Origin of the sequence: Enterococcus saccharolyticus subsp. saccharolyticus, assembly GCF_029023825.1 — a bacterium.
Lineage (GTDB): Bacteria > Bacillota > Bacilli > Lactobacillales > Enterococcaceae > Enterococcus_F > Enterococcus_F saccharolyticus.
Map to the genome: position 1 here is coordinate 1,311,497 of NZ_CP118957.1, position 12,738 is coordinate 1,324,234.

The window sequence follows — 12,738 nt, forward strand, 5'->3', positions numbered from 1 at the left end:
CTCTTTATATGCGCCTAAACAAAAAAAGAGAAACAGTTCACCCGTTCCTCTTACTCATTTTAAAATAGTCCGGTTGCACGACCATTTTCATCAATATCCATATTTAAAGCGGCTGGTTGTTTTGGTAAACCAGGCATGGTCATCACATCTCCTGTTAAAGCGACAATGAAGCCTGCACCAAGCTTCGGTACAAATTCACGGATCGTTACGGTAAAATCAACTGGTGCGCCTAATAACGCTGGATTATCAGAGAAAGAATATTGCGTTTTTGCCATGCAGACAGGTAACTTATCCCATCCATGTTGCGCAAATCTCTTTAATTGTGTTTGGGCTTTGGCACCAAAAGAAACAGCTTTCCCACCATAAATTTTAGAGACAATTGTTTGTACTTTTTCTTCAATTGATAAAGAATCATCGTATAAACGATGGTAATTCGCTTCTTTTGTTTCGATTGCTTCCACAACTGCTTCCGCCAAAGCCTTACCACCTAATCCACCATTTGCCCAAACAGAGGCACGACGAATTGTCACATCCTCTTCTTGACATAATGCTTCTAACTGTAAGAATTCTGCTTCGGTATCTGTCACAAATTCATTAATGGCTACCACAACTGGCAAACCGTATTGTTGAAGATTTTGAATATGACGTTGTAAATTCGCAAAACCTTTTACGACCGCTTCAACGTTCTCTGTAGCTAACTCTGATTTTGCTACACCACCATGCATTTTCAAGGCACGAATTGTTGCAACAATCACGACAGCATCTGGTGCTTTTCCTAAGTTAGGTACTTTAATGTCTAAGAACTTTTCAGCCCCTAAATCAGCACCAAAACCAGCTTCCGTCACCACATAATCACCCAAAATTAATGCCGTTTTTGTTGCAATGACACTATTACAACCATGGGCGATATTGGCAAATGGTCCACCATGAACAATCGCTGGTGTTCCTTCGATTGTTTGAACTAAATTAGGTTTAATCGCATCTTTTAACAATAATGCAAGCGCACCTTCAACTTTTAAATCGCCGACAGTTACTGGTTCTCTTTGATACGTATAACCAATTAAAATGTGGCTCAAACGCTCTTTTAAATTATGAATATCAGTTGCTAAACATAAAACAGCCATAATTTCACTGGCTACGGTAATATCAAACCCATCTTCTCGTGGCACGCCTTGTAAGGGACCTCCTAAACCAACAACTACTTGGCGCAATGCCCGATCGTTTAAATCGACAACACGTTTCCAAATCAACCGTCTTGGATCAATATTCAATTGATTGCCTTGATGAATATGGTTATCAATCAGAGCTGATAGGGCATTATTAGCTGTAGTAATGGCGTGCATGTCGCCAGTAAAATGTAAATTAATGTCTTCCATCGGCAATACTTGGGCGTAACCACCGCCTGTTGCACCACCTTTCACTCCCATTACAGGTCCCAATGAAGGTTCACGTAACGCAATAACTGCATTTTTATTAATTTGATTTAACCCATCTGCTAGTCCAATCGAAATAGTCGATTTTCCTTCACCAGCAGGAGTCGGATTAATCGCTGTGACTAAAACTAATTTCCCTAAATCTGCGTCATTGGTTAGTTGCTTCGTATCAATTTTTGCTTTGTATTTCCCATATAACTCTAAAGCATCTTCCGAAAGATGAACTTTTTTCGCGATTTCTTGAATCGGTTTTAATTCTATTTCCTGAGCAATTTCAATATCTGACTTCATACATAAACTCCTTTTAACCCTTTTTTCAATTTATTATAACTAAACTTACCATAAAAAGCACTCTAAATTTAAAGAAGGTTACAAGCCATTGCTTCTAACCTTCTTTTTGTAAATAAATAGGAATGATTTCTTTACTTTCTTCTTTAAATAATGGCAACATTTTTTTATTTACTTTAAATTCAAGCGTTTCTTTAGGCAAATCTATTTCGATTTTATTTTCTAAAAAGCGAAATTGCTTGATGTCTTGGTAAGTAAAAAAATCTTTTTTCCAAAATCGTGCATACGTCACTTGAATACCGTTCTTATCTAACATGAGCCAACGTTTTCGCGACAAATAAACCAGCACTAAAAACAAAAGGAGAAATAAAAAACTTTTAAAATGAATTTCTGCCTTCTCTAAAGCAAAAATCAAGCTAAAAAATAATGCAATGAACGCAATCGACCAGTAAATAACGGCCAAAGCATGTTCTAATTGCCACCGAATTTTGTATTTCATTCTTTTCCCCTTTCCACATGAATCGCCAATGCGTATAATAAAGTCGAAGCAATAACCAAGAAGGAGTTTTTTCATGATTAAAGCCTATATCGATGCAGCAACCAAAGGAAATCCTGGACCTAGTGGCGGCGGACTGATGCTCACTGGTGACCATTTATATATCCAAGAATCCTTTGCGTTACCCGAGTTAAGTAATCATCAAGCTGAATTTGCAAGTTTTTGTGCCTTATTGGACTACTTGCTTGCAAACGACTATCAGAATCAAACGATTATGGTTTACACCGATAGTAAGATTTTAGCGCAAACGGTTGATAAAAACTATACGAACAATCCAGATTTCCAAGATTATTTAGAGAATATTCAAGAAAAATTAACGTCTTTCCCTTTATTAATTTTACAATGGATTCCCGAAAGTAAAAACAAAGGTGCCGACAATTTAGCACGTCAAGGATTACAAAAAGCGCTAAAATTACAAAATCGGCGAAAGTAAACGTGAGAAATTTTGTTTGAATCGTAACCAATAAGATTGGTCTTTAATCATTTGTTCGGTTAGTAGCGTTGATTTTTTCATGTCTTCCTCAAAAATTTCAGATAATTCTTCGGTGATTTCGCGATTGTAGGCAAATGCACTCACTTCAAAATTCAATGCATAGCTACGAATGTCTTGGTTGGTCGTCCCAAAAGCAGCAATCGTATCATCCATGACAATCGTTTTTGCATGAATAAAGCCACCTTCATAAATATAAATTTTGACACCGCGACGTTGTAAATAATTCGCATAATATTGTGTCGCCCGATAAATAAATGGATGGTCTGGCATTGAAGGAATCATCACGCGCACATCAACACCTGAACGAACCGCAACTAAGAAAGAATTAATCATCGCATCATCTGGAATCAAATACGGTGTTTGTAACCACACACGTTTTTCTGCAGCTAATAACATTTTGGTAAAGCCGCCTTTTAAGACTTGCTCTTCTGTTTCTGGGCCATCAGCAACCACTTGCATGCTCACGTTGCCAGCTTGTTCAATTGGTGGTACAACGAAATAGCGATCTTCATATTCTAAGGCATCTTCTTCGTTTAACACAGAGGCATTCCAATCACGGATAAACACTTCTTGTAACGTAAATGAAGCCGTTCCAACCATACGCGCATGCGTATCACGCCAATAACCAAATTTCTTCGTTTCTTCTAAATATTGGTCGCCGACATTAAAACCACCTGTCCAACCAATCATGCCATCAATTACCACGATTTTTCGATGCAAATGATAATTTAATCTAGTTTTACGAATTAAATTTCGTGAAGTAATGAATGGGACTACTTTTCCGCCAGCCTCAACTAATGGTCGGAAAAATTTTTGGTTAGTTTTACCACCCCATGGATCAAAAACCACACGTACTTCCACACCTTCTTTGGCTTTTTCAATTAAAATATTCAAAAAGCGATTGCCGATTTTATCATCAAAAAAGGCGTAATATTCAACGTGTACATTGTCTTTAGCCTGACGAATGTCTTCAAACAAGCCCTCAAATTTCTTTTGCCCATCAGTATAAAAGGTGACCGCATTCCCTTTTGTTAAAGGCGATTCTTCCATATTTCTAAAATAATTTTTTAATAACTCCGATTCAGTCGTTTTAACGGTTTGGTGAAAATGACGATTATTTTCTTCGATGATTTCATTGATTTCAGCAATACGATTCTGGTGATCTTCACTAAAACGATAAATAATTTCTCCATCAATTCCTCTTCCACAAAACGCGTATAAAATAAAACCAATCCCCGGAAGAAAAACTAATGTCATCATCCACGCTAAAACACTAGCAATTGAACGTGGCTTTCGAAAAACAGTAATAAACGCCCCCACCGTATTAATGACGATGAGTCCCCATACGACTTGATAGGCAATTGCCATATCCATTGTAAATTCCATCTTATTCTCCTTATAATAAATTATTCTCCTTATAATAAATAATTATGATCTAATGTCACATCTAACTCATAAGCGCCAATTTTTTCATTTACAGCTTGTTGCAACAAATTAAGCAACTCCTTATCAGTTAGATGAAAATCATCCGGTATCACTAAATCAAACTGTAACGTTTGCTCACTTTTGACACGAAAATCATGCATACGCAGTTCTTTATCGATTTGCAAAACCATCGAACGCATCCGATGAAAGATTGCAATATAATTCGCATCACGAATATTCACTGGATCTAAATGACACACCAATTCGACATCTATGGCTTCACGAAAATCTTTTTCAATTTCGTCAATGATATAATGTGCCTTAGTCAAGGTTAATCCCGCATCTACTTCAATATGCACAGAAGCAAATCGTTTTTGTGGACCATAGTCGTGAACCAATAAATCATGATACCCTAAAATCGAGCCATATGAAGCTAACTTCTTCTCCATTGCTTGAATCTCTTTGTCAGTCGGACGACTTCCTAATAGTTCATGAATAAAATCTTTTACCATCGTATACCCACTATACAAAATATATAATGCCAATAAAAAGCCGACATAACCATCAATTCGCAGATTCGTTAACCACTCAAAAAAGGCGGAAATCAACACCGCAATCGTTGTATATACATCATTCAAACTATCTTTGCTAGTGGCTTTTAACGTTTGAGAATCAATTTTATTAGCGAAAGAAAGATACATTCTTCCTTGCCAAACCTTAATGCCAATTGAAGCAATTAAGACTAAAAATAATGCAGCAGATAATTTCACTGGTTCTGGATGCAAAATTTTCGCAAAGGAGGTTTGTAAGAATTGAAAACCTACAAACGTGATGATTAATGAAATAAATAATCCACTAATATATTCAAATCGTTCATGACCATAGGGATGTTCACTATCTGCTGGTTTGGCAGCAACTTTAAAACCTATTAACGTCAACACCGATGAAATTGTATCCGACAAACTATTCATCGCATCGGCCATAATCGAAACAGAACCTGCTGTAAAACCAATTAAAAACTTTCCAATAAAAAGAATCAGGTTAGAAAGTAGACCTAAAACACCAGCTAATTGCCCTACTTTTGTCCTTTGAGTCTCTTTATTTTCCTTCTCAATTTTTTTTAACAAAAAATTCAACATGCTCAAAGAACTCCTTTTCAATACACTTGTTGTTATTTTACCTTGAACACCCTCTTTTCTCCAAATGAAATAGTAAAATTGGGGAAAAGAACAACATTTTAACACTATTTCCATAAAAAGAACCTTATGTTCTGACATTCATCAAAACATAAGGTCACTATTTTATTTACTTGCTAACCAAGTTGCTACTTCTGCTAAAGCTGTTGGAATCCCTTCTGGATTTTTTCCACCGGCTTGTGCCATATCTGGACGACCACCGCCGCCACCGCCAACTTTCGGAGCGATTGCTTTGATTAAATCGCCAGCTTTTAGTCCTTTTTCTAAACCTTCTGGACTAACCGCAGCTAACAAGTTAACTTTCTCGTTAGCAGTTGTTGCTAGCACTAATACTTGTGATGTTGCTTTTTGCTTCCATTGATCGGCTAATTGACGTAATTGATTCATGTCTTTTACGTTTACTTGAGCCGCAATGTAACTCAAACCATTCACTTCTTTGACATCTTTGAAAATATCACCCGCTTGTTGATTGGCTAATTTACTTGCTAAAGCTTCATTTTCTTTTTGGACTTCACGGAGTTGTGTTTGCAATTGCTCTACACGAGAAACCGTTTCTTTCAATTGTGGTGCTTTCACGATTTGAGCAACTTCACGTAAACGCAATTCTTCTTGGCGTAATAATTCATACGCTTCTTTACTTGTTACAGCTTCAATACGACGTACTCCCGCACCGATTCCTGATTCAGAAACAATTTTGAAAATACCAATGTCTTCCGTATTGATGACGTGATTACCACCACATAGCTCGATTGACCAATCAGCAATGTTTACAACACGCACATCATGGCCATATTTTTCACCAAATAATGCCATCGCCCCCATTGATTTCGCTGTATCAATATCCGTTTCTACCGTCACCACTGGTAAAGCTTCCCAGATTTTCTCATTCACAATTTGTTCCATTTGTTGCAATTCTTCAGCCGTCACTTGACCAAAGTGTGTAAAGTCAAAACGTAAATGGCCAGGTGTCACTAATGAGCCTGCTTGGTTGGCATGTGAGCCTAATACTTCTTTTAATGCTTTATGCAACATATGAGTTGCCGTATGATTTTTAATGATTCGACTATGACGAGTCACATCAACCACTAATGAATACGTTGTACCTTCTTTAATCGCAGTTTCCACCTCAACGTGATGTAAGAATTGACCATTAGGCGCTTTTTTCACGTTTTCAACCGTTGCAACTAGGTTTCCTTGTTCATCTAAAATAGAACCAGTATCTGCAATTTGTCCACCCATTTCAGCATAGAATGGTGTTTGTGCAAAAATTAGTTGTGCTTTTCCAGCAGCTGCTTCAGAAACAATGGCATCTTCTTGAACAATCACTAGTAATTCACTTTCAGCTTGCAAACGCTCATAGCCAACATATTGACTGTCTACTTTAATATCGGTTAATAAAGCCGATTGTTCACCCATTGAAACTTCGTTACTACGAGCAGCACGCGCACGTTCACGTTGCGCATCCATTTCTTTTTCAAACCCAGCGTGATCGACTTTCAATCCAGCTTCTTCGGCTATTTCTTCAGTTAATTCCACTGGGAAACCATACGTATCATATAATTTAAAGATATCTTTGCCATTCAATGTATCGTTATTGTCTGCTTTTACTTGTACAATCACTTGATCTAAAATAGCTAACCCTTCATTGATTGTTTCATGGAAACGTTCCTCTTCAGTACGAATCACTTTTTCAATGAATGCTTGTTTTTCTAAAACTTCTGGATAATAACTTTCCATAATTTTACCGACAACTGGAACCAATTTGTACAAGAAAGAATCTTGAATTTGTAGTTTTTGTCCATGCATAACAGCACGACGTAATAATCGACGTAACACATAGCCACGGCCTTCATTTGAAGGTAATGCACCGTCACCAATTGCAAATGATAACGCACGAATATGGTCTGCGATTACTTTAAATGACACATCTGTAACAGGACTTGCTCCATATTTCACAGCGCCACTAATTTCTTCGATTGCATGAATAATTGGTAAAAATAAATCTGTTTCAAAGTTTGTTGGTGCATCTTGGATAATTGACACCATTCGCTCTAAGCCCATTCCCGTATCAATGTTTTTATGTGGCAATGGCTCATACGTATCATCTGGTTTGTGGTTAAATTCTGAGAAAACTAAGTTCCAAATTTCTAGGTAACGCTCATTTTCGCCACCAGGATAGTTTTCAGGATCATCTGCTGCTAAATCATTAAATTCTTCGCCACGATCATAGAAAATTTCGCTATCAGGACCACTTGGACCAGCACCAATATCCCAGAAGTTATCTTCGACTTCAACAACGTGATCTGCCGGCAAACCAACTTCTTCTAACCAAATACGTTTTGCTTCCGTATCTTTTGGATAGACTGTCACATATAATTTTTCTGGGTCAAAACCAATCCACTCTGGTGATGTTAAGAATTCCCATGCCCAATGAATCGCTTCTTTTTTAAAATAGTCACCAATTGAAAAGTTTCCTAACATTTCAAACATAGTATGGTGACGTGCGGTACGCCCCACATTTTCAATATCATTCGTACGAATTGATTTTTGCGCATTGGTAATGCGTGGATTTTCAGGGACGATTGACCCGTCAAAATATTTTTTTAAAGTTGCGACACCTGAGTTAATCCATAAAAGCGTTGGATCGTCTACAGGAACAAGTGACGCACTTGGTTCTACTGAATGTCCTTTAGATTTAAAGAAATCTAAATACATTTGACGCACTTCTGCACTAGTTAATTGTTTCATTTTTTATCTCTCCTTGTCTATTTTGAAGCAAACAAAAAGACATCTTGCAAGACAAGGACGTTTACACGCGGTACCACCTTGTTTGCAATGATGTCGTATCATTACCTCTTAAACTCGATAACGCTGAGTTGCGTTGATATTTCTATCAAATTCATCCAAAGGGAGCAATCAAAAGTAGCCTTACTTTTCTCTCAGCTGTGAAAAGTTTTCTGTGAAGTACCTATCTTATGACCATATCCTTCTCCTCACAAAGTATATGCAAACTTTCAGAAAAAGTCAATTATATTTTATTGATGTGCAATGACAATCACTTTGCGATATAAAAAGTCACACGGGTCTAAGATTTCTTCTTCTGCTAAAATTTTTCGGGAACGATAATAAGACGATAATGGCAACTTATCGAACAACGGAATCCCTACATCAGCTTGTTTTTCTAGCTTCAAACGATTCGAGTCAGTAATTTCCCAACGAGTGTGCTGGACATCAAAAAGCAAGCCAAACATATTTTCTTGGTGCATTTTTTTCGTTACTTGTTTGCCATAGTAATTGATTTCTTCATCTAGTTCTGTTCCCCAACGGAATAATTTGCGCGTACCTGCGCCCACGGCATATTCCCATTGATCTTCGTCTAACAAATCAAACATTTGTTGATGCAAGTAACGTCGCCATGTATTTAATGTACACGTTTGATGACGATAAATGCGATACGTTTCATCAGCAGGGTGCAATAAGGCATAAAAAGAATCTTTCTCAAAAATTTGGGTGGGTAATTGCCACATTAAACTTTCTTCAAAATTGGTTGGTTGTTTGAAGTGTTGGCGTAAGTTTTCTTCAATTGGGGCAAACTGCTCAACCAATCCTTGAAATTCACCAGTAATAGTATCCAATTGCCCGATAAACTTCGTCCCCGCGGGAAGTGCTTCTTTTTGAATGAGCATTGGTGGAATAGACACTTTTCTTAATGCACTGGTTGATTCATTAACAAAAATATCCCAATCTTCACCATTTTCTAACCCATAATTTGCCACAATGGTTTCAAAGTGAGTATCTACATGAATTGCTTTTTTATCCCATACGGTTACAGGTAATCCTTGTGTTCCTAAATCCCAGCCTAAAATGACTTCTTTGCTACCAGGAACTAAAACAAAACGTTCGCCGTCAATGGAACATTCAAACGTCCCACATTTCACACCGGCCAATTCAAATTCTTTATACTCAACGTCTGAGATTCGTTTTAATGGGCTGACAAAATACATTAGCACTTGATTGATGACTTGATTTTTTACTTCAATGGATAAGTTTTTCCAATTGCTCCATTCTAAGGCTTCAAAGAGATGCACGGTCTTCTCCCCTTTTCCAATCAATATTTGTTACAATCAGTATAGCACTAAATGAAAGAAGGTGACTAGAATGAATCTAGGTTTACCCCTATTTTATGATGAACAGACAAAAGTGTTAATTATTGGCAGTGCTCCAAGTGAACAATCATTGCGTGCACAACAATATTATGCCAACAAAGGAAATCAATTTTGGCGTGTACTTTTCCAAGCATTAGACGTACCTGATCCACAAGAGTACCACCAGCGCTTAAGCCTTTTAAAAGCCCATCAAATTGGTCTTTGGGATGTATATGAACGTTTTAGCCGCAAAGGTAGTATAGATCATCAATTCCAAGAAACAACGATTAATGATTTTTCACAACTTTTAGCCCACGCACCGATTAAAAAGATTATTATTAACGGAAAGAAAGCTTCTGAAGAAGTTCAAAAACATCACTTATTTCCAAATCTCCCCATTATCCATTGTTTATCGACTAGTGGAGCAAACAATGGACGAAGCATCGAGCGAATGCACCAATGGCAAGTTGCCTTGGCTGACATTGTATGATTTTTCAAAATCCCACAAAATAAAACCATCACTTCTGTCTGATTGCAGAAGCGATGGTTTTATTTTAACTATTTGAACTTTTTTTATTTTTTCTAGCGGTACGTGTTTGTTGACGACGCTCCACTTTACGTTTCGCTTTATTGCTTTTATCAATTTCCCATTGGATTTTTTTCTTGTATCCAGGTTTGATTTTTTTCTTTTTCTTCTTCACTAAACCGATTAACGTTGGGTCTAGCTCATCACGACTTTTCTCACGTTTTTTACGACGGTTACGGTCATAAGTATCCACGATTTCGCCTTGTTTAATTTCTTTTGGCTTAAAGGTTACGCCTAATGCTTCAATCTCATTAATTGCTTGTTCATCACTTGGTTCATACAAGGTAATCGCAGTTCCAGAAAGTTGATTTCGTCCAGTACGACCAACCCGATGAATAAAGAAATCTAAATCTTCCGGTACTTCCGCATTAATGACATGCGATACCCCTTCAATATCAATTCCACGAGCCGCTAAATCTGTCGCAACGACATATTGATACTCTAAGTTTTGTACTTGGCGCATCACGCGTTTACGTTCACGTGGGGTAATATCACCATGAATTTTCGCAACTTTTAGACCTTGTCCACGTAAATAATCAGTGATTTCGTCCACACGAGTCTTGGTATTTGCAAAAACAATCGCCAAATATGGATGCCCAACAGTCAATAAATCATGAATTAAGGCATTCGTATTTTTCCCTTTTGTTGAAATCAACCAGTTGTCAATTGTTTCAGAGATAACAGCTTTAGGTCGGATTTCTTCAATCAATGGATTGTCCATGTATTTTTTCAAGAAAGGACGTAGTTTTTCAGGAATTGTTGCTGAGAAGACTAACATTTGTAGTTTGTCTGGTAAACGGCCAGCAATTTGATCGACTTCTGCTAAAAATCCCATGTCTAGGGTCATGTCTGCTTCATCGACAACAAAGGCTAAAGCAGTATGAACCGCTAACGCTTGTTCATTCATCATATCTAAAATACGTCCAGGTGTACCGATAACAACATGGGGTTGTTGATTTTTCAAACGGTCTAATTGGCGCTGTTTATCTGTGCCCCCAACAAAGTTTGTTACACGAATTTCTGGTGTAGAAAATTGTGCAATTTGTTTAGCTGCTTGATAAATTTGTGTCGCTAATTCACGACTTGGTGCAGTGATAACAATTTGAACTTCATCTTTTGATGGGTCAATTTTATCCATTAAAGGGAGTAAGAATGTATGTGTTTTTCCACTTCCTGTTTGTGATTGTCCAACCACACTTTTTCCTTTTTTAATGACAGGAATTAATTTTTCCTGTACTTCAGTTGGCTCCGAGAAATTTTTATCCTCTAAAGCTTGATAAATAAATGGCTGAAATGCAAATCGTTTGAATGACATTTTAGCACCTTCTTTCCTTTTAGAATCTTTCAAAGTATAGCATATTGTTTCTAAGAATCCTATGCTGATCTTTTTTCAATCGTACTAATTGTATGTGTACGACTGATTTTTTCATAAAACAGTCGGCGATTTTTTCGAATAATCGCCCAAATAATATTGATGACAAATGTTGCTTGAACCACAAAAATCAGCAACGATAAGATAACCGAAATCACAAGTTGAAAATAGTCTTCACTTTGAATTCCTGTCGCTAATAAAAAACTGATACGCGTCAAAGTGAAATAGAACAGATAAAATAATCCGTAGCGTTTTATGAGCGCCCCTAAGGACAAACGCTTGCCATCATCTTCAACGACGCGAATACGAACCATTTTCTTCCCTAACGTTTGCCCATTTGTCAGATAAGGCAAACCGATAAAATACAGCAACACTTGTACATAATAGACAGCAAGATTATTGTCTAACGAAATCGTCTCATCTTTTGTCACCAATCGGACGAAAACAGCAAGAAGTGTAGTGAAAAAACCGATAACTAACCAATCAATTGCCCACGCAACACCACGGCGAACATACGTCACGTCAGTCCCTTTTTCGTAAGAATCATCATCGATTTCTGCTCTTGTTGGTAATAAGAAAGTGAAAATTGGGGTCATTAGGTAGCCGAATACGCCACCAAGTGTATTATGCAATAAATCATTCACATCAAATAAGCGATACGACCGTGGATAAATAAAATAGAGACCTGTTAATTGCGTCAATTCAAAAAATAGCGATAAACAAAAGGTCAAAACCACCGTTTGTTTCCATGATTTTTTAAAATAATAACGCAAGTAAACGCCAAAAGGGAACGTTAACAACACATTAAAAACTGGCTCTAAAAAAACAGATTATTTCATCGCTGCTACATAGGTTTGCGGCTGCCGAATATCTAACACAGTCTCTTTTAAAAAATTATGAACGGATGCACCTAGGGTTAATTCCATCGAGGGTCCTGTTAAGTGAGCAACTTCTTCCATTGGTGGCAATGGTAAAATCACTAAAAAGTAAGCACATAATAAATAAAAAATAAACGAATACAAAATCAGTGCCCGTGATAAAACAAAGCGACCATAACGACGGTATTGAATAAGAAAGAAAATTGTCGAGATAGCTAGCGCTAAAAACGGAAAAACCCATAGAGCAAATTTAATTGGTTCAATGGATGCAGACATAACTTCCTCCTTGTATATTATATTTAAGGTTTTAATCTTCCGATTTTTAGAGGAGAACCTTAGGAACCTTTTGTTATTTTTTATTTGGTA

Annotated in this window: 9 protein-coding genes and 1 pseudogene; 2 read left to right on the top strand and 8 right to left on the bottom strand. The window is 37.1% G+C overall.

Annotated elements, in window-relative coordinates; genetic code table 11:
• Positions 1-59: 59 nt before the first annotated feature.
• Positions 60-1,724 (bottom strand): formate--tetrahydrofolate ligase, encoded by a 1,665-nt coding sequence (locus tag PYW32_RS06790; RefSeq protein ID WP_016175072.1) that lies wholly within the window; start codon positions 1,722-1,724, stop codon positions 60-62.
• Positions 1,725-1,818: 94 nt separating this feature from the next.
• Positions 1,819-2,220: an EbsA family protein gene (locus tag PYW32_RS06795; RefSeq protein WP_016175071.1), complete on the bottom strand. Its 402-nt coding sequence runs from the start codon at positions 2,218-2,220 to the stop codon at positions 1,819-1,821.
• A 73-nt stretch (positions 2,221-2,293) separates the two neighbouring features.
• Here PYW32_RS06795 and PYW32_RS06800 point away from each other — a divergent pair, with 73 nt between their 5' ends.
• Positions 2,294-2,710: a ribonuclease HI family protein gene (locus PYW32_RS06800; RefSeq protein WP_016175070.1), complete on the top strand. Its 417-nt coding sequence runs from the start codon at positions 2,294-2,296 to the stop codon at positions 2,708-2,710.
• Here the strand turns inward: PYW32_RS06800 and cls are convergent.
• The 4 genes from cls to PYW32_RS06820 all read right to left on the bottom strand — a co-directional run bounded on the left by cls (position 2,690) and on the right by PYW32_RS06820 (position 9,479).
• The gene (cls, locus tag PYW32_RS06805; RefSeq protein ID WP_016175069.1) at positions 2,690-4,156 is read right to left on the bottom strand and encodes a cardiolipin synthase; all 1,467 of its coding nucleotides are present in this window, start codon (positions 4,154-4,156) and stop codon (positions 2,690-2,692) included. The two genes, PYW32_RS06800 and cls, sit on opposite strands and share 21 nt — an antisense overlap.
• A gap of 29 nt (positions 4,157-4,185) precedes the next feature.
• Positions 4,186-5,322 carry a cation diffusion facilitator family transporter gene (locus tag PYW32_RS06810; protein WP_211210798.1) on the bottom strand — a complete coding sequence of 379 codons (1,137 nt, stop codon included), beginning with the start codon at positions 5,320-5,322 and terminating at the stop codon, positions 4,186-4,188.
• A gap of 174 nt (positions 5,323-5,496) precedes the next feature.
• Positions 5,497-8,139, bottom strand: a complete 2,643-nt coding sequence (alaS, locus tag PYW32_RS06815) for an alanine--tRNA ligase (RefSeq protein WP_016175067.1) — start codon at positions 8,137-8,139, stop codon at positions 5,497-5,499.
• 287 nt (positions 8,140-8,426) lie between these two features.
• Positions 8,427-9,479: a DUF7278 family profilin-like fold-containing protein gene (locus PYW32_RS06820; RefSeq protein WP_016175066.1), complete on the bottom strand. Its 1,053-nt coding sequence runs from the start codon at positions 9,477-9,479 to the stop codon at positions 8,427-8,429.
• Positions 9,480-9,549: 70 nt separating this feature from the next.
• Between PYW32_RS06820 and PYW32_RS06825 the strand changes: the two genes are divergently transcribed.
• Complete coding sequence (locus PYW32_RS06825; RefSeq protein WP_016175065.1) at positions 9,550-10,026, top strand: DNA-deoxyinosine glycosylase; 477 nt, start codon at positions 9,550-9,552, stop codon at positions 10,024-10,026.
• Positions 10,027-10,090: 64 nt separating this feature from the next.
• On the opposite strand, the gene PYW32_RS06830 is transcribed toward PYW32_RS06825, so the two are convergent.
• Both PYW32_RS06830 and PYW32_RS06835 read right to left on the bottom strand, forming a co-directional pair.
• The gene (locus PYW32_RS06830) at positions 10,091-11,437 is read right to left on the bottom strand and encodes a DEAD/DEAH box helicase (RefSeq protein WP_016175064.1); all 1,347 of its coding nucleotides are present in this window, start codon (positions 11,435-11,437) and stop codon (positions 10,091-10,093) included.
• A 59-nt stretch (positions 11,438-11,496) separates the two neighbouring features.
• Positions 11,497-12,648, bottom strand: a pseudogene (locus PYW32_RS06835) (VanZ family protein).
• Between the last annotated feature and the right edge of the window lie 90 nt (positions 12,649-12,738).

What these genes read in the sequence shown, in the direction of transcription:
- PYW32_RS06790 (WP_016175072.1), bottom strand. Translation starts at nt 1,724, where the DNA reads ATGAAGTCAGATATTGAAATTGCTCAGGAAATAGAATTAAAACCGATT.
- PYW32_RS06795 (WP_016175071.1), bottom strand. Translation starts at nt 2,220, where the DNA reads ATGAAATACAAAATTCGGTGGCAATTAGAACATGCTTTGGCCGTTATT.
- PYW32_RS06800 (WP_016175070.1), top strand. Translation starts at nt 2,294, where the DNA reads ATGATTAAAGCCTATATCGATGCAGCAACCAAAGGAAATCCTGGACCT.
- cls (WP_016175069.1), bottom strand. Translation starts at nt 4,156, where the DNA reads ATGGAATTTACAATGGATATGGCAATTGCCTATCAAGTCGTATGGGGA.
- alaS (WP_016175067.1), bottom strand. Translation starts at nt 8,139, where the DNA reads ATGAAACAATTAACTAGTGCAGAAGTGCGTCAAATGTATTTAGATTTC.
- PYW32_RS06825 (WP_016175065.1), top strand. Translation starts at nt 9,550, where the DNA reads ATGAATCTAGGTTTACCCCTATTTTATGATGAACAGACAAAAGTGTTA.
- PYW32_RS06830 (WP_016175064.1), bottom strand. Translation starts at nt 11,437, where the DNA reads ATGTCATTCAAACGATTTGCATTTCAGCCATTTATTTATCAAGCTTTA.